Annotated in this window: 22 protein-coding genes and 1 pseudogene; 2 read left to right on the top strand and 21 right to left on the bottom strand. The window is 67.2% G+C overall.

Translation table 11 applies throughout. The annotated features are described in order from the left end of the window. Window positions 1-2: 2 nt before the first annotated feature. The 18 genes from QN347_RS08340 to QN347_RS08425 all read right to left on the bottom strand — a co-directional run bounded on the left by QN347_RS08340 (window position 3) and on the right by QN347_RS08425 (window position 15,751). On the bottom strand, window positions 3-407 hold the full coding sequence (locus QN347_RS08340) for a flagellar protein FliS (protein ID WP_133191018.1): 405 nt from the start codon (window positions 405-407) through the stop codon (window positions 3-5). Continuing rightward, on the bottom strand, window positions 404-1,930 hold the full coding sequence (gene fliD / locus QN347_RS08345; RefSeq protein ID WP_322161389.1) for a flagellar filament capping protein FliD: 1,527 nt from the start codon (window positions 1,928-1,930) through the stop codon (window positions 404-406). Before fliD ends, QN347_RS08340 begins: the two co-directional genes overlap by 4 nt. A gap of 54 nt (window positions 1,931-1,984) precedes the next feature. After that, window positions 1,985-3,118, bottom strand: a complete 1,134-nt coding sequence (locus QN347_RS08350; RefSeq protein WP_322161388.1) for a flagellar type III secretion system protein FlhB — start codon at window positions 3,116-3,118, stop codon at window positions 1,985-1,987. Then, complete coding sequence (fliR, locus tag QN347_RS08355; protein WP_189676601.1) at window positions 3,118-3,897, bottom strand: flagellar biosynthetic protein FliR; 780 nt, start codon at window positions 3,895-3,897, stop codon at window positions 3,118-3,120. Before fliR ends, QN347_RS08350 begins: the two co-directional genes overlap by 1 nt. Before the next feature lie 190 nt (window positions 3,898-4,087). Then, window positions 4,088-4,357: a flagellar biosynthesis protein FliQ gene (gene fliQ / locus QN347_RS08360; RefSeq protein ID WP_133191010.1), complete on the bottom strand. Its 270-nt coding sequence runs from the start codon at window positions 4,355-4,357 to the stop codon at window positions 4,088-4,090. A gap of 4 nt (window positions 4,358-4,361) precedes the next feature. Next, complete coding sequence (gene fliP / locus QN347_RS08365; RefSeq protein ID WP_133191008.1) at window positions 4,362-5,219, bottom strand: flagellar type III secretion system pore protein FliP; 858 nt, start codon at window positions 5,217-5,219, stop codon at window positions 4,362-4,364. Beyond that, window positions 5,216-5,473 carry a flagellar biosynthetic protein FliO gene (locus QN347_RS08370; protein WP_133191006.1) on the bottom strand — a complete coding sequence of 86 codons (258 nt, stop codon included), beginning with the start codon at window positions 5,471-5,473 and terminating at the stop codon, window positions 5,216-5,218. Before QN347_RS08370 ends, fliP begins: the two co-directional genes overlap by 4 nt. Before the next feature lie 4 nt (window positions 5,474-5,477). Beyond that, complete coding sequence (gene fliN, locus QN347_RS08375) at window positions 5,478-5,768, bottom strand: flagellar motor switch protein FliN (RefSeq protein WP_133191004.1); 291 nt, start codon at window positions 5,766-5,768, stop codon at window positions 5,478-5,480. Continuing rightward, window positions 5,765-6,733: a flagellar motor switch protein FliM gene (locus QN347_RS08380; RefSeq protein WP_322161384.1), complete on the bottom strand. Its 969-nt coding sequence runs from the start codon at window positions 6,731-6,733 to the stop codon at window positions 5,765-5,767. The genes fliN and QN347_RS08380 overlap by 4 nt, the downstream gene beginning before the upstream one ends. 3 nt (window positions 6,734-6,736) lie before the next feature. Beyond that, window positions 6,737-7,330: a flagellar basal body-associated FliL family protein gene (locus QN347_RS08385; RefSeq protein WP_322161383.1), complete on the bottom strand. Its 594-nt coding sequence runs from the start codon at window positions 7,328-7,330 to the stop codon at window positions 6,737-6,739. 19 nt (window positions 7,331-7,349) lie between these two features. Continuing rightward, window positions 7,350-8,675, bottom strand: coding sequence for a flagellar hook-length control protein FliK (locus QN347_RS08390; protein ID WP_322161382.1), 1,326 nt, complete (start codon window positions 8,673-8,675; stop codon window positions 7,350-7,352). A gap of 40 nt (window positions 8,676-8,715) precedes the next feature. Then, window positions 8,716-9,135 (bottom strand): hypothetical protein, encoded by a 420-nt coding sequence (locus tag QN347_RS08395; protein ID WP_322161380.1) that lies wholly within the window; start codon window positions 9,133-9,135, stop codon window positions 8,716-8,718. Between the two features lies 1 nt (window position 9,136). Continuing rightward, window positions 9,137-10,465 (bottom strand): FliI/YscN family ATPase, encoded by a 1,329-nt coding sequence (locus tag QN347_RS08400; RefSeq protein WP_133190994.1) that lies wholly within the window; start codon window positions 10,463-10,465, stop codon window positions 9,137-9,139. Between the two features lie 136 nt (window positions 10,466-10,601). Next, window positions 10,602-11,339 carry a FliH/SctL family protein gene (locus QN347_RS08405; RefSeq protein WP_322161378.1) on the bottom strand — a complete coding sequence of 246 codons (738 nt, stop codon included), beginning with the start codon at window positions 11,337-11,339 and terminating at the stop codon, window positions 10,602-10,604. Then, on the bottom strand, window positions 11,332-12,339 hold the full coding sequence (gene fliG / locus QN347_RS08410; RefSeq protein ID WP_189676605.1) for a flagellar motor switch protein FliG: 1,008 nt from the start codon (window positions 12,337-12,339) through the stop codon (window positions 11,332-11,334). The genes QN347_RS08405 and fliG overlap by 8 nt, the downstream gene beginning before the upstream one ends. Continuing rightward, the gene (gene fliF / locus QN347_RS08415; RefSeq protein WP_322161376.1) at window positions 12,336-14,087 is read right to left on the bottom strand and encodes a flagellar basal-body MS-ring/collar protein FliF; all 1,752 of its coding nucleotides are present in this window, start codon (window positions 14,085-14,087) and stop codon (window positions 12,336-12,338) included. The genes fliG and fliF overlap by 4 nt, the downstream gene beginning before the upstream one ends. A 3-nt stretch (window positions 14,088-14,090) precedes the next feature. Beyond that, window positions 14,091-14,450 (bottom strand): flagellar hook-basal body complex protein FliE, encoded by a 360-nt coding sequence (gene fliE / locus QN347_RS08420; protein WP_189676607.1) that lies wholly within the window; start codon window positions 14,448-14,450, stop codon window positions 14,091-14,093. Then, on the bottom strand, window positions 14,447-15,751 hold the full coding sequence (locus QN347_RS08425) for a sigma-54 interaction domain-containing protein (protein WP_322161373.1): 1,305 nt from the start codon (window positions 15,749-15,751) through the stop codon (window positions 14,447-14,449). Before QN347_RS08425 ends, fliE begins: the two co-directional genes overlap by 4 nt. A 247-nt stretch (window positions 15,752-15,998) precedes the next feature. Between QN347_RS08425 and QN347_RS08430 the strand changes: the two genes are divergently transcribed. Next, window positions 15,999-16,844, top strand: a complete 846-nt coding sequence (locus QN347_RS08430; RefSeq protein ID WP_322161371.1) for a flagellin — start codon at window positions 15,999-16,001, stop codon at window positions 16,842-16,844. Window positions 16,845-17,045: 201 nt separating this feature from the next. After that, a complete protein-coding gene (locus tag QN347_RS08435) occupies window positions 17,046-17,915 on the top strand; it encodes a D-alanyl-D-alanine carboxypeptidase family protein (RefSeq protein ID WP_322161369.1) in 870 nt (289 codons plus the stop codon). Window positions 17,916-17,929: 14 nt separating this feature from the next. Here QN347_RS08435 and QN347_RS08440 read toward each other — a convergent pair whose 3' ends face one another. From QN347_RS08440 to QN347_RS08450, 3 genes and pseudogenes are all read right to left on the bottom strand, one after another. Continuing rightward, complete coding sequence (locus QN347_RS08440; RefSeq protein ID WP_322161367.1) at window positions 17,930-18,589, bottom strand: murein L,D-transpeptidase catalytic domain family protein; 660 nt, start codon at window positions 18,587-18,589, stop codon at window positions 17,930-17,932. A gap of 416 nt (window positions 18,590-19,005) precedes the next feature. Next, on the bottom strand, window positions 19,006-19,638 hold the full coding sequence (locus QN347_RS08445; protein ID WP_322161365.1) for a sterol desaturase family protein: 633 nt from the start codon (window positions 19,636-19,638) through the stop codon (window positions 19,006-19,008). A gap of 240 nt (window positions 19,639-19,878) precedes the next feature. After that, window positions 19,879-20,393, bottom strand: a pseudogene (locus tag QN347_RS08450) (hypothetical protein); the annotation flags it as partial.

The raw sequence follows: 20,393 nt of genomic DNA on the forward strand, positions 1-20,393 counted from the left end.
GATCAGGCCGCGCGCACCGCGCGCCACGCCTGGCCGATTTCGTCGAGCGTGTCGGCAACATCGCGGAACGGCCGCGGATCCTGGCCGATCGCGGCGGTGACGACGGTGTGCCGCGCCCCGCCGTACAATTTGGCGAGCGCCGGGGCGACGGTGCCACCCGCGGTGAAATCGAGCCCGGCCTCGAGCGCGAAGAGGATTGCGGTGGCGCGCGTCACCTTGTCGCTCTTCATCGCGTAATTGCCGTGCTCGGCCGCCCAGGCGGCGCCGCGCAAGGCCCGAATCGCTTCGTCATAGAGCAATTGGACCAACGCCGGCCCATCGGCCTCGGCGGTTTGCCCGGCGAGCTCGATCTGGCGATACGTCGCTTCGGGATTGCGGCCGAAGGCCGTGGCATAAGCGACGCTCATCCGCCGGTCTTGTTCCACTGGTCGATCTGGGACTGCAGCGCCTTGGCACTGGCCTTATAGGCTGCGACCATCGCGTCGGAAGCGGCATATTGCTTGGTCAGGCGGTCCTGATACGCGGCGGTATCGGTCGTCACCTGTGCTTCTGCGTCGTTCACCTTGGCGAGCTTGGCGGTGTAGAGCGCAGTGCTGCCGACGAGGCCGGTGCTCTGGGCCTGGCCGTTGACGATGACCTTGTTGTTGGTCGCCGCGCTGGTGATCGCGTTGAGCGCGGCGGCGAGGCCGCCGCCGGTCGCGCCGGTGCCGTTGGCGAACAGCGCCTCGACCGCGGCCGGGGTCTTGAGCAAGGCGGTGTTGAGCTTGGTCGAATCGACGCTGAGCGTGCCGTCCTTGTTGGTCGCGACACCAATCGAGGCGAGATTGACCGGATCGCCCGCCGCGCCCCCGCTCGACAGCGGCGTCACGGTAAGGCCCCGCAGCGAGCGCAGCAAGTTGGTCGCGTTATAATCGCTGCGCAACGGGCCCGTCGCCGGGTCGGTTTCGGTCTTCAGCTCGGCGAGCACTTGGTTGTAGGTCGTGACGAAATCGGTGACCGCTTGCGCGATCCCGTCGCGCGGCGTCGTGCTGCCGAGCGAGACGGACTTGGCGACCGAAGTGGTACCGCTGGACGTCGTCGTGCTGGTCCGGGGGGAGACGCCGGTGAGCGTCAATTTCACCCCGGCGACAAGGTCGCTGATCGTGTTGCTCGTGCGCTCGACGCTCACGCCGTCGACGGTCAGATTGGCATTGCCGGCATTGCTGTTGATGCTCGCGGCGGCGGTGCCGCTGCCGCCGCCAACGTTCAACTGCGACAGGTTGCCAGTGCCGCTCAACGTGAAGGCCTGTGCGGTTCCGGTCGGCCCCTTCATCGACAGATACGCCGCGCCGTTGACGTCGGTCACCACGCTCGCGGTGAGACCCTTGCCGCTCGTATTGATCGCCGCAGCGACGTCGGTGAGCTTGGCGCCCTGGGCGATCGCAATCTGGATCGGAGCGGATGGGGTGGTGAGCGAGGAGACCGCGCTGTCGGCCGCCGTGCCGAAGGTGAGCGTCAGCGTGCCCGCGTCGAAGGTCGGCGCGCCGCTTGGAAAACCCGCGATCGCGGTCTGGGCGGTGGCGAGCGCGTTGACGGTCACCTGCGTCGACAGACCCGACAGCTTTGCGCCGGGCAGCGCGGTTGCCGTCAGCACCGACGCGTCCGAGCTGGTCGGCTGCGATGCGAGCGATCCGCCGGTGACGAGCGAGGTCAACGCCGAGGCGAAGCTGGTGATCGCGCTCTGTACCTTGGCGACCGAGGAAATCTGTGCGGTGAGCGCAGTGTCCTGCGCGCTGAGCGAGGCGTTCTTCGCGGCGAATTGTGCGCTCACCAGCGACTTGATCAGACTCGCCGTATCGACCCCCGACCCGGCACCGAGCGAGGTCAGGATCGACGAGCCCGACACCGTGGCGGTCGAGGTCGTCGGAGTGGTCGCGGTGGTCGTCACCATATCATCGTCCCGGAAAAGCGCTCAGTTGGAAGAACGACGAAACGCCTCGAAAATTTAGCTTTGTTTCACGCCATTCTCGTCGAAGCGCGCGCTTGGCGGAACCTGGACCGACGGCGGCACTGCCGCGGCGCCCGCCTGGCTGTTGAGCCCGAAGACGAAGGCGAGGATCGTGGCCAGCGCGACGTAGAGATCGTCGCGGACCTCCTGGCCCTCGCGGCTGGTGTAATAGACCGCGCGAGCGAGCGAGGGATATTCGAGCACGGGCACGCGCGCCTCGGCACCGAGCTCGCGGATCGCGAGCGCGATCACGCCGCGGCCCTTGGCGACGACGACGGGGACTTGGTCGGTCTCGCGATTGTAGCGCAGCGCGACCGCGAAATGCGTCGGGTTGGTGAGGATGACGTGCGCTTCGCTCACCGCGCTGCGCATCGAGCGTTTCGACATCTCGCGCTGGCGCTGGCGCATCGCGCCCTTCGCCTCGGGCGAGCCTTCGCTCTCCTTATGCTCGTCGCGCAGATCCTGTTTCGACATCCGCAATTTGCGCAGCAGCTGGAAGATCTGCAGCGGCACGTCGATCCCGGCGATGACGACGAGCCCGCCCGCCATCGCGAACAGCACGCCGGTAAAGGTGCTGCCAAGCACGCCGACCGCGGTGCCGATATTGGTCGAGGCGAGCCCGATCGTCGCATGCGCGACTTGATCGAGCATGTGCCAGCCGATCGCGCCGAGCAGCACGACCTTGAGCAGCGACTTGCCGAGCTCGATCCACCCCTGCGGCCCAAAGATGCGCTTGAGACCCGAGGCGGGGTTGATCCGCGACGCCTTGGGGGCGAGCAGCGATCCGTTGAAGCTGAGATGTCCGAGCCCCGCCTGGCTGACGATCGCCGCGACGATCGTCATCGCGAGCAGCGAGATGAGCGACGGCGCGAGCTTCCAGCCGCTCTGGACGAGCGGGCGGAAGGGCGAGAAATCCTCGATGTCGCGGTGATCGAACGCGAAGCTCGCGGTCATCACGTCCTTGCACGCGCCGACCAGCGACGGGCCCATGAAGGCGAGCCAGCCGCAGCCGGCGAGCATCATCAGCGCGGTCGCGAGTTCGCGGGATTTGAGGACATCGCCCTTTTCGGCCGCGTCGCGTTTGCGCTTGGCGGTTGGTGCTTCTGTCTTTTCGCCGAATTCGTCTGCCATCAGCCGAGCACCAGCGATTGTGTCGCCGCCAGGCCTTCATCGATGATGACGAGCAGATAGTCGCCCATCGCCGGAAAGCCGAGCGCGAGCGCGACGACGCCGACCGCAAGGCTCGCCGGCAGCCCGACCGCGAACAGGTTGAGCGACGGTGCCGAACGCGAGATCATTCCGACGACGAGGTTGAGGCAGAGCAGCAGGAAGCCGACCGGGAGTGCGAGCAGGAGCCCGGCGAGGAAGGTATAGCCGCCGAAAAAGGCGATGTTCTCGAGCTGCTGCGGTTTCAGCCAGGCGCCGCCGGGCGGGAGCGCGACATAGCTTTTCACGATCATCTCAACGAGGATCAGGTGGCCGTTGACGCTGAGGAAGAGCAGCGTGAGCATCATCGAGAAGAACTGGCCGAGCGCCGGGGTCGACTTGCCGTTCTGCGGGTCGATGGCGGAGGCGAAGCCGATCCCCATCGACGTGCCGATCAGCTCGCTCGCGATCATCGGCGCGGCAAACGCAATCTGCAGCACGAAGCCGAGCGCTAGCCCGACCAGTGCTTCGGCGGCGACCGAGAGGATCGTGGCGAGCGCAAAGACGTGTTCGGGCGGGGTGATCGGGTGGACGCTCAGCACCAGCACGCCGATCGCGCCCGACAGCGTGACGCGCACGACGAGCGGGATCGCGACGGCGCTGAACACGGGCGCGGCGACGAAGGCAGCACCGACGCGGACCATCACGAAGATCAACGCCCAGAGCTGCGGTTCGATCGACAGGCCGAAGCCTAAGGGACTCAAATCCCCCTCCCGCTTGCGAGTTCGAGGTCGGTCATGCCCCCGGTATGACCTGAACGATGCGGGGCATCGTTCACCTCGAACTGGGTTAGGGGAGGGAATGACCTGGAAGCGTGCGAAGCGCTTGTGACAGGCCCTCCCCCAGCCCCTCCCGCAAGCGGGAGGGGAGCAGAAGAGCGCCCCCCCACGGTGATCATCGCACTAGATCCGGGATCCGCTCGAAGATCCCCAGCGTGAAATCGCACAGCAGCCCGATGATCAAGCTCCCGAACACCAGCAGCGAAACCGCCACCACAAGCAGCTTGGGCACAAACGACAAGGTCTGCTCGTTGATCGAGGTCGCCGCCTGGATCATGCCGGTGATCAGCCCAGCCAACAAAGCGGGAATGAGGATCGGTGCCGAGGCGAGCGCGAGCACCCACATCGTCTGGTTGGCGATCGTCAGGAAATAGTCCGCGTCCATCGCGCTAGTTCACAAAACTGTTGGCAAGCGAGCCCATCGTCAGCGCCCAGCCATCGACCAGCACGAACAGGAGCAGCTTGAACGGCATCGAGATGATCGTCGGCGACAGCATCATCATGCCGAGCGACATCAGCACCGTCGCGACGACGAGATCGATCACGATGAAGGGCAGGAAGACGAGAAACCCGATCTGGAACGCGGTCTTGAGCTCGCTCGTAACGAAGGCGGGGAGCAGCACCGAGAACGGGATCTGCTCGGCATTCTGGTACGGTCCGCTCTTGGCGATGCCGGCGAACATCGTGATGTCCTTCTTGCGCGTCTGCTTGGTCATGAAGGCGTGGAGCGGCACGCCCGCCGCCTTGATCATGTCGGTCGCGCCGATCTTGTTCGCGGCATAGGGCTGGATCGCGCTTGCGTTGATCTGGTTGATCGTCGGGGCCATCACGAAGAACGACAGGAACAATGCGAGCCCGATCAGCACTTGGTTGGGCGGGGTCTGCTGCAGCCCCATCGCCTGGCGGACTATCGACAGCACGATGATGATCCGTGTGAAGCTCGTCATCATCAACAAGATGCCGGGCAGGATCGTCAGCAGCCCCATGACGATGAGCAGCTGCAGCGATAAAGCGAGCGGCGCATTGCCGCCGCCGAGATCCTTCAGCGCGCGGTCCGCCGCGTCACCTGCGCCGGGCGCGGGCGGCGTGGCGAGCGGTGCGGCTTGCGCGAAGGCAGGATGCGCGACGATCAGCGCGAAGAGGATGCCGAGCACGACGAGCGCGATCTTGCCCCACGGTGCGACGCGCGGCGCAGGCGTGCGAATGAGCGCCGGGCCCGAGCCCTTGCGGACGACGCGCACGCTCATTTGCCGTCGCCGCGATCGAGCAGCGCAACGCCGGTGCGGCTGACCGAGACGAGCAGCTTGCGCCCCTCGAAATCGAGCACCGCGACGCGCACGCTCGGCGAGATCATCATCGTCTCGACGACTTTCAGCATCCGGTTGGACGGCTGGCCCGGCATGCGCGCCTCGAGCTTGCGCCACGCATAGAGGCACCCGATCATCAGCCCGCAGACGAGCGGCAGCAGCACGACAAGCTTGAGGATGTACGACCACATCATGGCGTCACCCGCGCTTTTCTGGGCTGACCAGCTCGGTCATGCGCACACCGAAATGGTCGCCGACCATCACCACTTCGCCGCGCCCGATCAGCGTACCGTTGACCAGCACGTCGAGCAGTTCGTTGGCCTGGCGGTCGAGCTCGATCACGCTCGTCTCGCCCAAAGCGAGCAATTCGCGCAGCGTAAGCGAGGTCGAGCCGATCTCGACGGTCAATTTGACGTCGACATCCTGCAGCAGTCGGAAATTGGCCGCCAGGCTGGTATCGACGGGGAAACCGCCGCTCATCTCGCTCATTGCAGTCCACCCCTGAGATCACGTTCTAAATCGTTCGAAATTGTCGTCAGCCGGATCGCGGCCTTGCCGTTCGACGTCCCGACCGTCCCCGCCCCGAGCCGGTCGCCGCCGATCATCACCGGCACGTCCTGGCCGACGGTGATCGGGATCACGTCGCCGGCCTTGAGGTCCATCAGCAGCTGGAGCGAGACCATCGGCTCGGCGAGCACCGAGCGGACCTCGAAGCGCACGTCCATCACCGCGCGGGTGAGACTGTTGCGCCACGCGGGATCGGGCTCGGCGGTCTTGTGGACCTTGCCGGTGAGCGACGGGCCGTGCGGCTTCAACGCCGCGACCGGATAGAGCAGGTCGAGGAACACCGGCTTGGCCGTCCCGACCGCGATCCCGAAGCGCGTGATCACCACGGCATCCTCGACATCGAGTTCGGGGATCAGCGACGGGTTCGCCTCGACGCGGCCGGGGGTGAACTCGATCCGCGCGAGCGGCTCCCACGCCGCCTGCATCGGCAGCGCGAGCATCGCGCCGAGCCGGGTCATCATCGCCTCGGCGGCGGGCGTGAACTCGCTGCCGATATCGCCGGCCACCGCGCCGGTGCCGCCGAAGAACAGATCGAGCAGTTCGAGCACGAAGCGTCCGTCGAGCACCGCGAGCGCCTGGCCCGAGGGCAAGGCGCCCGCCGCGCTCATCGTCAGCGGGAGCCACGCGGTCAGCCCGTCGGGGCGTTCCGCGCGGTAATCGGCGAGCCGCTGGACGACGAGCGGCTCGGCCCAGGTGCGGCATTCGCGGCGCAGCAGCGGCTCGAACACCGCGCGCACCCCGCGCGCGAGCCGCGCCGAGAGATGCTGCACCGTATGCAGATCGCCGAACGGGTTGAGATTGGCGGCTCCGAGCGTCGCATGCGCGGCCTCGCGGCGCGGACGTTCGCGCCGGTCGCTTGATGCGTGCTGAAGGCCTTCGTTAACCATGCCTCACTGAACAACAAAATTGGTAAAGTAAACGTTACCAACGCCTCCGAAACCTTCCTTCTGCTTGAGCGTGTCGTTGATCGCCTTGGCGATGCGACGCTGGAGCAACTGCTTGCCAGTGCTCGAAAAAACCTGCTCCTCTGTGGTGTCGCCAAGCGCCATCAGGATCGCCGAGCGAACGGCGATTTCGTTGGTCTTGATGTTTTCGACGACGGTATCGTCGTACGGAGTCGACACCGCGATGCCGACCTGGACGAAGTGCACGCTGTCCTGGAGGTTCGAGGTGAACTCCTTGTCCATCGCGTAATAATTGGAGGCATATTTGTCGCCGCCGGCGCCCGTGGGGGGCTTGTGGCCGCCTTCCTTGGCCTCCCCGCCTTCGCCCGATCCGGCACGCTTCTGCTCGGTCTTGGGGACGAGCCGCGGGCCGCTCGGTTCGGCCGCGCCCTTGCCACCGCCGATCAGTCCGGCGTTCATCGCGTACAGCGCGCCGCCGACGCCGCCGCCGACGAGCACGAGCGCGCCGACCACGAGCAGGATGATCTTCATCATCCCGCCCTTCTCCTTCTTGGGGGTTTCCGTGACGGTCTCACTCATGATCTGACTCCTTCAAAGCTTATGCGACGCGAGCGTCGGATGGGGTTTGGGTCTCTTCAGCCAGCGCGCGCGGTGCTGGCGTGATGGATGGGGCGGGGCGCGGCTGTGGCGCGGCGCCGGTGCCGCTGCCCGAATCGGCCGACACGCTGGTGTCGCCGATCCGCACGCCGCGCGCGGCGGCGAGTTCGCTCAGTCGCGGCTGCGCGTCGGCGATCAGCGCACGCGTCGCCTCCTGCGCGGCGGTGAAGTGCACATGGACGCGGTCGCCGACCTGTCGCACCGCGACATCGACGCTGCCCAGGGCATCGGGGACGAGCCGTATCCGCGTGTCGCGCGCGTCGGCATCGTCGCGCAGCGTCTCGATATGCTCGATCATGCGCTGCAGCCCGGTGTCGCGGGTGAGATCGAGCCCGGACTGGCCGGCATTTCCCGCAGCCGGTACGCTCGCCGCGTCGCCCGCGTGCGTCGGCGCGCCGACGCCTGGCACCATCGTACCGGGGGATGCCTCGGGATCGCCACTGCGCTGGGCGCGATCGCGCCAGGCGGTGGCGAGCGCGGCGGCGAACACGCGCCCGGCGGGTTGTGGCACGGCGCTCGCGATGACCGCCGCGTCGGCCGGCCCCGACGAAGCGAGTGCGAGCGGTTGCGGGGCGTCGGCGGTGGCGGGAGCGGGCGACGCCGCGTTCTGTCGCGCCACCGCCGCGCGCGTCAGCGCAGTGTCGAGCGCGGCGGTGATCGCCGGATCGAGCGGTGGCAGAACGAGACGCGCGTCTTGGTTGGTGGGTGCGCCGGTTGCCGCGAGCGTGCCGGATAGCTCGGGCATATCCGCCAGCGCCGGCAGGGGGCGAGGCTGGCTGTCGGTCCGCGGGCTAGACCACGCAGCGGTGGTGTGCGGCGTGGAGGCTGGCGGCGTCAGCGCGACGATCGCGCCGGTACTGTCGGCGATTGTCTGCGCGGGTTGTCCCGCGGCTGCAGATGGCGGGACTGGGGTCGGCGTCGGCGCCGGCGAGCTTATGCCGCCGACGAGCTGGCCGTCAGCAGGTGGCGCGAGCTCGGCTATCACGACGGGCGCGGAAAGCGGGGACGGCGGCGCCATCCAGATCGGAGGCGTGACGTCGGCTGAAGCGGTCTTGCTCGGCAAGGCGTTGCCGTCGGCGGCAGTGTCGTGCCGGTCGTCCTCGCGCGGTGTGCCGGCACCGCGATCGTGCGTGGCGGCTCGCGAATCGAGGAAGGACGCGAGCGTTTGCCCGAATCGTGCTGGATGCGCGCGCGCTGCCGCCTTGGCCGCACTGGCGGTCGGGCCGATGGCAACGGGGGAGGGCAAAGCGGGCAGAGGATCGATCATCGGAACTCCGGGCAGGCCGCAAACGGCCGTTACCCGGTGATCAGCAAGGATCGTGCCGGTTCTTGCGGCCGGCCGGCGCGGCTTCGAGTGCGCGGATTTCGCGGAGCACTTCGAGCGCATCGGCGCGCGCGATCAGCTTTTCGACCGCGCTCTGATCGCGACGCGCCTCGCGCGTTGCTTCGACTGCGCGCTCGGCGGTGGCTTGCGCTGCGCGCAAGCGGCCCTCGGCGGCGTGCGCCGATTGATGGAGGCGCTCGCGAAAATGCGCTGCGGCGACGAGCGAGAAGCCCGCAACGGGCTGGGGTGTGGGGGCGACACCGGCAACAAGCTGCGCAATGCGGCCCTTTAGCGCCGTTTCGCTCGCGGTGCGATCATGCGCGCGCGCTTCCTCGGCCTGGACGAGGCCCAGCTGGAGCGTGCGGACGCGCAGGATGCGCTCGAGCTTGGTCGGCTTGGCCATCTCAGTCGGCGCCGAACACGCCGATCAGTTCGGCCGCCGCATCGGGCAACGAAACCTGCTCGTCGGGGTCCTGCTTGATATATTCCATCACCGCCGGGTGGCACGCGATCGCGGTGTCGATCGCCGGATCGGCGCCCGCGCGATACGCGCCCATCAGCACGAGATCGCGATTTTCCTCATACGTCGCGAGGTGGCGGCGCAGCGTGCGCGCGGCTTTCAGGTGCGGCTTGTCGACGATGTCGGTCATCACGCGGCTGACCGACGGGCCGATGTCGATCGCCGGATAGACGCCGCGCTCGGCGAGCTGGCGCGACAGCACGATATGCCCGTCGAGGATCGAGCGCGCCGAGTCGACGACGGGGTCGTTCCCGTCGTCGCCATCGGCGAGCACGGTGTAGATTGCGGTGATCGATCCGCCCGAATGGACGTCGGTCCCGGCGCGTTCGATCAGATTGGGGAGCATCGCGATGGCCGAGGGCGGATAGCCGCGGGCGCTCGCGGGTTCGCCGAGCGCCAGGCCGATCTCGCGCCCGGCGTGCGCGACGCGGGTGAGCGAATCCATGATCAGCAGGACCTTCTTGCCCTCTGCACGGAAGGCTTCCGCGATCGCATGGACGCGCAGCGCGCCGCGGATGCGCAGCACGGGGGAATGGTTGGCGGGCACAGCGACGACGACGGCGCGCTTGCGCGCGTCGCCTGCGACCTTGGTTTCGAGGAAGTCGGCGACTTCGCGGCTGCGCTCGCCGATCAGGCCGATGACGATGACGTCGGCTTCCGCCGCGCGCACGATCATGCCGAGCAGCACCGATTTGCCGACGCCAGAGCCCGCCATGATGCCGATACGCTGGCCTTGACCGACGGTGAGCAAGCCGTTGATCGCGCGAACGCCGACGTCGAGCGGCGCGAGTACGCGGCCGCGATCGAGCGGCGATTGCAATTTGCCCGCAAGCGGCCAGCGGCCTGCGCCGCGGATCGGGCCGAGCCCGTCGATCGGCTTTCCCGCACCATCGACGACGCGGCCGAGCAGGGCTGCGCCGACTTCGGCCTCGCCGGGTGCGCCGGCCGGGCGGACCGGGGCTTGCGGGAGCAAAGCGGCGGGGCCGCCGAGGTTCATCAGCAGCGTGCGGCCGTTGCGGAAGCCGATCACCTCGGCCTCGACCCCCGAGTGGCGATCACCGACTTGGCAGACGGTGCCGACCGGGACGGTGAGGCCGACCGCCTCCATCAGCAGCCCATCGAACGAGGCGAGCCGGCCGGCGACCTTGGGCGCAGGCGCGAAGTCGGCGATGCCGAGCGATTCGAGATACGAGTCGGTGAAGCGGTTCAGCATGGGAGCCTTGCTCCTTCGTCACCCCGGCCTTCTGCCGGGGCCCACCGGGACGCGCGTGCTGCGACCGATGGCTGTGAATCACGGCGGACCCCGGCACAGGGCCGGGGTGACGGATGCGTATCGGGGAAAGGGGGCATCATGCCGCCGGCACCGCGACGCGGTCGATCGCGTGCGCCAGCTGTTCGAGCCACAGCTCGGGTCCGTCCTCGACGATCGTCGACGCGCTTTCGAGCTGGAACGATCCGCGCGCCAGGCTCGCGTCGCCGACCGCGAAGATCTGGCGCGGCAATTTGCCCTCGAGCAACGCGACATCGTCGGGATGGACATGGAGGATCGCCGATTCGGCGGCATCGCTCAGCAGGTCGACCGCGGCCTCGATGCGGCGCGCGAGCAAGTCGGGCTCGACGCCGATTTCGCCGACGAGGCGGGTGACAAGAAACAAGACCGTCTGGCGCAGCCGCTGCGCCACCGCGTCGCGATCGATGCGATCATCCGACTTGAGCGCTTGTGCGAGCGAGGCGAGCAGCGTCCGGTCACGCTCGCCGGTAACCGCCATCTCGGCCTGCGCCGCGGCGACGCCTTCGGCGTAGCCCGCGGAATGCGCCGCCTCGATCGGATCGACGAACGACGTCGCGGCGGCGGCCGCCTCGAACGGGTCCCACCCCTCGGTCGGGTTGGTGTCGGGATCGGCGGGGGTGAAGTGGCGCGGGCCGGCCTCGCCTGCCGCTTGCGGCGCGAACGAGACGGGGCCGCGCGCAACGCGATCGCGCAGATCGGCGGGCGCAAAGCCCGCGACGCGCGGCGCGAACGCTGCCTTGAGTGCCTCGGCCACGCCCTGGCCGCGCGCGGAAAAACCTGCGGTGAACTCAGACATAATCGTCTTCGCCTGCACCCATTTGGATCGTGCCGTCCTTGGCGAGGTTGCGCGCGATCTGGATGATCACCTTTTGCGCCTCGAGCACTTCGGAGAGCTTCATCGGCCCGCGCGCTTCCATCTCGTCGCGAATGCCATCGGCGGCGCGGCTCGACATGCAGCCGAGGAAGCGGGCGCGGATGCTCTCGTCGACACCCTTCAAGGCACGCGTGAGGATGTCGCTGTCGATGTTGCGGATCAGCGTGCCGAGGTTCTTGTCGTCGAGCTCGAGCAGATTGTCGAACACGAACATCGCTTCCTCGATCGCCTTCGCCACGTCGCGGTCGATCTTGAACAATTTGGGCATGACGCGCAGTTCGGTCGCCTTGCGCCCGCTCGACAGGATCTTGGCGGCGTCCTTGGTCCCGCCGAGCGTCACGCCGGCCGAGGCTTGTGATGTACCAGTGCGGTTCGCAAGCATCGTTTTGAGCGTCTCGACCGCTTCGGGCGTGATCGGCCCAAGCCGCGCGAGGCGGTGGAGGATATCCGGCTGGACCGCATCGGGCATCAGCTCGAGCACCTGCGCGCCGACCGTCGGATCGAGATTGGCGATCAGGACCGCGGCGATCTGCGGATGCTCCTTCTCGATCATCGCGGCGATCTCGCCCGCGTCGAGCCAGTCGAGCAAGTCGAGCTGGCACGATTCCTGGGCGGGCACGATGCGGGCGAGCACGCTGTCGGCCTTCTCCTGGCCGAGCGCACGCGTCATCACCGCCTCGATCCGCGGGCGCGGGTCGAAGCCGATCGCGGTGCGTTCGCGCGCCTTGCCGACGAAATCGTCGAGCACGCCCTCGACCTCGATCTCGCTGACATCGGCGACCGCGAACATCGCCTTGCCGAGCTGGCGGACTTCCTCGGGATCGAGCTTCTGCAGGATCGCGGCGGCTTCCTCCTCGCCGACGAGCATCATCAGCACGGCGGCGCGTTCGACGCCGGTATAAATGCGGGTGGGAGCGTTCATGACTTGATCATGTCCCGTACGGCGAGCGCGGCGCGCGCCGGATTGTCGCGGGTGAAGCCGCGCACCATGCCGATCCGGTCGTCATAGTTGCGCGCATTCTCGAGCGCATCGATGCTGACCGGCTGGTCGGTCCGCGGCGGCGGGATCTGGCCGCCTTCATAGCCGGCGGGCGCGCCGATCTCGCGGCCGAGCGCGGCGCGCGGCTGCGCGGCGCTGTCGTCGCGCTTCTTGAGCAGCGCCGTCGCGAGCGGACGGACACCGAGGAACAGCACGAGCAGCGCAATGATGAGTGCCGTCACGTTGCGCGCCACCACCGGGAGCCAGCCGGCCTCGTACCATGGCTGCTTGTCGTCGAGCGCGGTGGCGCCGGCGAACTTGCGACTGATAACCGTGACCTGGTCGCCGCGCGGCTGGCTGTAGCCGACCGCGGTCTGGACGAGCTGGGTGATCTGCTGGATCTCGAGCTGGCTGCGCGGCTTGCCTGTTTCCGGGTCGCGCAGCAGCACCGCAACCGACAGGCGCGTGATCGTGCCGGGCGCCGTGCGGCTGACCGAGACTTCCTTGCCGAGATCGTAAGCGCGCGAATATTGGTCGCTCGCTTTCAGCGCATCGCTGACCGCGCCGGCGGCGGCCGCGACGACCGGGCCGGTGGCACCCGGCGTCGATGCGACGGGAGTCGCGCCCGGGGCAGGGGTCGGCGCTGGGGTCGGCTGTGGCGCGCTCAGCGTCGAGGCCGGCGGCGGGGTGTTCGACAGCGCGCCGGGGATTCCGCCGGGCGCTTGCCCGTCCTTGCCGTTGCCGGTCCACTGGCCCTGCTCGACGCGGAGCACGCCTTGCTTGTCATAGCTTTCCTTGGTCGCCTGCGTCTCGTTGAGATCGACATCGGCCTGGACTTCGGTGGTGAAATTGCCCGCGCCGATCAGCGGCGTGAGCATCTGCACGACCTGCGCGCGATATTTCTCCTCGATGCGGCGCTGGAAGGCGACGCGTTCGTCGCTTGCCGCACCCAGCGCGCTCTGGTTCGCGCCCTTGGTCAGCAAGCCACCCATCTGGTCGACGATCGTCACGCCTTCGGGTTTCATCCCCGGGACCGACGAGGCGACGAGATTGATGATCGACGACACCTGCGCGTCGCCGAGCGAGCGGCCCGGCTGCAATTTGACGATGACCGAGGCCGACGGTGCGGCGGAATCGCGCACGAACACCGATTGTTCGGGGGTCGCGAGATGGACGCGCGCTTCGGCGACCGCGTCGATCTCCTGGATGGACCGCGCGAGTTCGGTCTCGCGCGCCTGGCGCAGGCGTTCGCCCTCGACCGCGCGCGACACGCCCATCGGGAGGTTGTCGAGGATCGCGTAGCCGCCGGGTGCCGCCTTGGGCAGCCCCTGGCCGGCGAGCAGGATGCGCGCGCGCGAATAATCGTCTTCATTGACGGTCAGCGATCCGGTCGCCGCGTCGATCTTGGACGTGATGTTGGCGGCCTGCAGCGCGGCGGTGACCGAGGCCTTGTCGGCATCGGCGAGGCCGGCGAACAACACCTTCTGGTTGGGGCTGGCGAGCATCATCCAGGCGAGCGCGGCGGCACCGATCAGGCCGATCAGAAGCGCCATCGGCAGGCTGCGGCGCACCGCGGGCTGCGCGAAAAGCCCCTGGAGCTGGCTGAGCGGGTTGGCGAAGCGTTCGGGCACCATGGCGGCGAGCCCGGAGCCAGACGACCCTTGCGGAGCGGGGGTGAGAGCGTTGCTCATCGATTATACCGGCATGCTCATAATGTCCTTGTAAGCGGACAGGAGTTTGTTGCGGACTTGCAGCGTCGCCTCGAAGCCGACCGACGCCTGCTGGCGCGCCAGCATCACCTTGGCGATGTCGATCGTTTCGCCGCGCTCATAGCTTTCGGAGAGCTTGCTCGCCTCGACTTGACCCTGGTTCACGCTTTTCAGCGCGTCTTCCATCGTCGAGGCAAAGCTCGTCGGCTTGGCTTCGGTCGCCGGAGCAGCTGGCCCCGACGTCCCGGCGCGCGCGAGCGCCTGGTTGCGTTCGAGGATCTGCGCGCGCAGCGCCATCACTCGGTCGACGCCCATCGCGCCGCCACCGATCGCGTCGATGCTCATGCGACACCCATGGCGTACTGGGCCACCCGGCCGACGGCAGAGACGATGTCGTCACCCTGTTCACGCGCCTTGGCGAGACGGTAGCGCAAGGTGCGCTCCGAAATGCCGAGCCGCCGCGCGGTCTCGATCCGGCTGCCGTTGCACGCGGCGAGCGTTTCGCGGATCGCCTGGAATTCGTGCATCTGGACGATGTTGCCCAAAGTCACAGGGAGCGTCGCGGGTTGCGCGGGCTCGTCGTTGGCGGCGCCGGCGGCGCGTGCGCTCGGGCGGTCGAAGACGATGTGCTCGGCCGAGATCGTGTCACCGCCGGCAAAGAGCAGCGCGCGCTGGACGACGTTTTCGAGCTCGCGGACATTGCCCGGCCAGTCGTGGCGCAGCAGCAGGTCGATTGCCGACATATCGGGCCAGGGAACGGTCTGGCGGTTGCCGGCGTGGCGCAAGATCAGCGTCGCGGCGAGCGCAGGGATATCCTGCGGCCGCTCGGCGAGCAGCTTGGTCGTCAGCGGGAAGACCGAGAGGCGGTAATACAGATCGGCGCGGAAGCGGCCCGCGGCGACCTCGTCCTGCAGGTCGCGGTTGGCGCAGGCGATGACCCGCACGTCGATCGACTGCGGCGTGGTCGCGCCGATCGGCACGATCTCGCGCTCCTGGAGCGCGCGGAGCAGCTTGGCCTGGAGCTGGAGCGGCAGTTCGGCAACTTCGTCGAGCAGCAACGTGCCGCCATGTGCTGCACGGAAGAAGCCTTCGCCGCCCGACGAGGCACCGGTGAAGGCGCCCTTCTGGTGGCCGAACAGCAGCGCTTCGAGCATCGTCTCGGGCAGCGCGGCACAGTTGATCGCGATGAACGGGCCGTCGGCGCGCGCCGACTTCAGATGGATCGAGCGCGCGAGCACTTCCTTGCCGGTGCCGGTCGGGCCGTTGATCAGCACGGTGATGTCGGCGGCGGCGACGCGATCGGCGAGCGCGTGGAGCGCGAGGCTCTCGGGGTCGGCGGCGGTCGGCATTTCGGGTTCGGCGAGCAAGGCGCGGACGAAGCCCACACCGACTGCGGCATCGGCGCTTTCGAAGGCGACCCGCGCCGGGCCACCGTTGTGCGACGGAATGACGTAGCGTCCCTCGCTGGCGAGCACGACGGTGCGTGCGGCGGCGGGCGGGGTCTCGCCCTTGGCAATGAGGAACAGCGCGTCGCGCGGCGCCTTGCCGTCTTCGCAGGCGGCGATCCCGAAGCCTTGCGCGCGGAGCGCGGAAACCAGCGCGTACTGCTGGCGAAGAATCGCGGCTGACGGAACGATGGATCGCATGACGGGCCCCCTTGAACGAGCCTTGCAATGCTGCAGTTCTGGTAAATGAATGGTTAAGGATGTTGCCGGGGCGGCAAAGTCTGACCGTTTGCCGCGATTTTGCCGGTAAATTCAGGCAAAATCGGCAAAAGCGCAGCGGGTTTGCAAAAGTGCTTAATCCGCGGCGGATGCGGTCGTTAGCACTGTTGGCGGCTCGGCTCTCCGATGGGGGACGGCGGGATTGCCGGACCCAATGGAGATTTTCACCATGACCGTTATCGGAACCAACGTCGCCGCACTCAAGGCGACCAATGCATCGAACTCGGCGAGCATGGCGCTCGCCACCAGCATCGAGCGCCTGTCGACCGGCAAGCGCATCAACTCGGCCAAGGACGATGCCGCCGGTCTCGCGATCGCCTCGTCGCTGACCTCGCAGATCAAGGGCCAGAACCAGGCGATCCGCAATGCGAACGACGGCATCGCGCTGTCGCAGACCGCCGACAGCGCGCTCGGCGAAGCGACCAACATCCTGCAGCGCGTCCGCGAACTCGCCGTCCAGTCGGCGTCGGGCACCTATGGCGCAGACGATCGCGCAAACATGCAGACTGAAGTTACCGAATTGACCTCGCAGCTCTCGACGACGCTCGGCGCCAAGTTCAACGGCGTCAGCCTGTTCAAGGTGACCGCCGCAGCGCCCGTCGCTGCCGACGACATCAAGATCAAGATCCAGACCGGCTCCGGATCCGACGCGACCGCCAACACTGTGAACCTCAACATTGCGGCGATCGATGGCACCAAGGTCAGCGCGACGGCACTCGACGTCACCAGCGTCACCAATGCGGGCACTACGCTCGACAATGTCGATGCGGCGCTGAAGTCGATCAACAGCACGCGCGCTTCGATCGGTGCTGGCCAGAGCCGACTCTCCTCGGCGGTCAACACGCTGACCTCGAACACCGCCAACCTGACCGACGCGAAGAGCCGGATCGAAGACGTCGATTTCTCGACCGAAACGACCAGCCTCGCCAAGGCGCAGATCCTCAGCCAGGCATCGACCGCGCTGCTCGCGCAGGCGAACCAGAGCCAGCAGGGCGTGCTCAAGCTGCTCGGCTAAGCGGCCTCGGCCCTGGTGCCCGACCCCCCATAAAGGGTGTCGGGGCCGACCGGGTCGTTCGCTTGGCGATCTATGTGGACGGCCTGCGAAGACCCCGGCTCCCGTCATGGGCGCCGGGGTTTTTCGGCGTAGTGCGCAGCGCGTCTCAAAACGCCCGCGTGTGCAATCTCTTGTTAAGCGACACCGCTCCAAGACCTGCCGATGGCTTTGGAAACTGTAAGAGTAAGCGGACCCGACTGGTCGATGCCCATCGTGCTGGGGAGCCTGGCGCTCGTTTCGGGCCTGGTGGCTCAGCCGTCGCAGGCGCGCGGTGTGTCGCGACGACCTGTTGCGGAGGTGCTCGTCACCGCGTCGAGCGGCCGGGTGATCTTCGCCAATCTGCCCGACGCGCCGCGTCGTCCGGCGTCGTTGACCAAGATGATGACGCTCTACTTGCTGTTCGATGCGCTCGATTCGGGGCTGGTGCGGATCAGCGAATCGATTCCCGTATCGCATCGGGCCGCGCGCCAGCCGGCGTCGCGACTCGGCCTGACCGCCGGCACATCATTGCCGCTGCGCACCGCGATCCAGGCGATGGCGGTCCATTCCGCCAATGATGTGAGCGTCGCGATCGCCGAGCGGCTCGCCGGTAGCGAACGCGATTTCGCTGGCCTGATGAACGCCAAGGCGCGCGAGCTTGGCATGACGCGGACCAGCTTTGCCAACGCGACCGGGCTGACCAACACGGGCAACCAGACGACGGCACGTGACATGGCGACGCTCGCGCGGGCGTTGCTGCGCGATCACGCGCGCGAATATCGCGTGTTCGCAACGCGCTCGATCACGTGGCGATCGCGGCGCTATGCGAATCATGACCATCTGCTCGGCAAGGTCGGCGGGGTCGACGGGATCAAGACCGGCTACACGCTCGACGCGGGGTATAACATCGCGACCTCGGCCAAGCGCGGTGGCGTGCGCGTCATCGCGGTCGTGCTCGGGGAAAAATCAGTCCAGGCGCGCGACGTGCGCGTCGCGAATCTCGTCGAGCTCGGCTTCACGCCGCCGGCGCGTCATCGGCGCGGCGCCTTCTAGCGCCGGGCTGGCTGTCACACTTTGGCGGAATAGATCATCCGGCCTTCGCCGAGTCGTGCGAAGACTTGCTGGAGATCGCCTTCGCTGACCGCAAAGCATCCCTGGCTGCGGCCGAGCTGGCCGTGCGTGCGCAGCATGTCGGGATTGGCGTACCACGCGGCATGGACGACGAGCGCGCGCGACAGCGCATTCGAATTGGTCGGATCGAGCCCGATCAGCCGCTGCGACAGACCGTGCTTGCCGACATAATAATCCGAGGCAACGAAGGCGCCTTCGCTCGACGCGTTCGAGCCCTCGGCGTTCGAAAAGCGCTGGAGGAATCCGGTATGCGCCGGATCGCTCCCGCTGCCATGTGCGACGAGCAGCGTCGTCGTCATCCCGCTCGCCATGTCGATGAGGTAGAAGCGCGGTTGCGACGACGGCTGGGAGAAATCGGCGATTGCGATTCGATCGCGGCGTGCGATCTGCGCGCCATGGCGATGGAACGCGCTCATCGCGCGGCGAAGCAGTTCGGGGCGAACGACGCGCGTCGAGGCGAGCGGTTGGACGGTGGCGGGCACTTGCGCGGCGGTGGCGATGCGCGGGAGCGCGGCTGCGCCAAGGAGGGCGAGCCCGGCTTTGCCGAGGTTGCGACGCGACAGGGTAGGTACTGAGTGTTGCACGATTTGCGACATGTCCCTCGGAAACAGTGGAGGAGTCGTACCACGAAATCGCTGATGAAATTGGGCGCCATCGCCACATGTTCCGGGATTCGGCGCTGCTTGTCGCACCGCATGCCCCGCTCGCCGCAATCCAGCCGCAAACGCGTGTCGGCGTGTCGCGCCCGGTCAAAAATCGTAAAGTCGCGTTTTCTCGATGTTCAGCCATACGCGCGCCGATCCGGCGCGATCGTGCAGGGCCCGCTATGGTTTGCAGGTGCCTACGTGCGCATTCCAATCACCCGCGATGCACTTGCCGATAGGATGTCGGAGTCGGCCGTCGCGATTCGGTGCCTGCCGAGGTCAACGTGACAGCAGTCACGAACCAATATCCGCGGGCGTGCGGCGAGCAGCATCCCGGCTTGGTGCAGGCGCGTGGTCGCCTATGCCGCTTAGCGCCGTTTGGTCGCGACTTCCGTCCCGAAAACCCGATCCCAGAAGATCGCGGTGATCGAGAAATTGCCTTCCTCGCGCGCATAATGATGGCGAATGTGATGCCGCTTCAAACGGCCAAGCAAGCCGTGGCGCAGCGGGAACTGATGCACCGCGTAATGCACGCTGTCATAGATCACATAGCCGATGCCGAAGCCGATGAAGATCACCGAGCTGATCGGTCCCGCGACGAGATACAAGAGCAGCCATACCGTCCCGTTGATCGCGATACTGATGAGCGGCGGCATGAGATTGCGCAACGCATCGTTGGGCTGGGTGTGGTGGTTGCCGTGCGACAGGAAGAGGAAAGCGCGGCCGAGATTCGAGGTGAGCTTCATGTGAAACACGAAGCGATGCATCGCATATTCGAACAGCGACCAGAGGAAGAGGCCGAGCAACGCGAGGCCGACCGACTCAACGAAGCTGACTAAGCCCCAGCTCGCATACGTCGCAAGCGCTAGCATGCAGACCCAGGTGATCCCGAACGCGATCGGCGAAACCGTCGTCGTCCGCTCGAGAAAGTCGTTACGGAACAGCCGAATACGCTGCTCCTCACCGCTATCGCCTTTATGTCGCGTTCCAGTGATCGGCATGGTTATCCTACGGCAGACTGATCAACGGGCTTAGCTGCAGTGCAGCGAAACTGTTACACGCAGCGAAAGACGTGATCAATTCGCAATAGCGCAATTCCAGATACCGTGCTGACACTTTCGAAAAGCGAGTGGCCCTGCGTTGATTTTGGGCAACACAGCAGCCGCGTTTGTCGCGCGTCGACGCGAACCAGAGCGCAGCAGGGCTGATCGCAAGGCCCTGCGACGACCCTGTGCCCAGCGTCAATTCGACCAAAGTCGGCGCAACGGTGAGGCGCGGGCAGCGCGGGCGCTCTCGGCTGCCAAGCGCGCCGCTTCGAGTTCGGCGAGCGTGGCGGCAAGTTTGTCGCGCTCGTCCGCCACTTCCGAGAGGCGGCTGATTGCAGCGTCGCGCGCGTCCGCGGTCTCGGTCAGTTCGGCCGCGATTCGGTCGCGTTCGTTTTGCAGCGTCACCACGCTTTCGTCCGCGCCCGCCTTCGCGGCGCTAATATCAGACAAAGCTGCGGAGATCCGATGGCACTCGGCTTCGAGCGCGGTAATGGCGGTGCCCGCTTCGGCCTTGGCCGCCTCCGCCGCGGTCAAGGCTGCGCGGAGCTCGCCGCGCTCGGCGTCGAGTTCGGCGACGGTAGTGTTGGCGGCGTCCTTGGCGGCTGCAGTCTCGGCAAGCGCTCCGGCGATGCGATCACGCTCGGCTTCGAGTTCGGCGACGTGGTGGTCGGCGGCGTCCTTGGCGGCTGCCGTCTCGGCAAGCGCTCCGG

This window comes from Sphingomonas sp. 10B4, assembly GCF_035019905.1.
Taxonomy (GTDB): domain Bacteria; phylum Pseudomonadota; class Alphaproteobacteria; order Sphingomonadales; family Sphingomonadaceae; genus Sphingomonas; species Sphingomonas glacialis.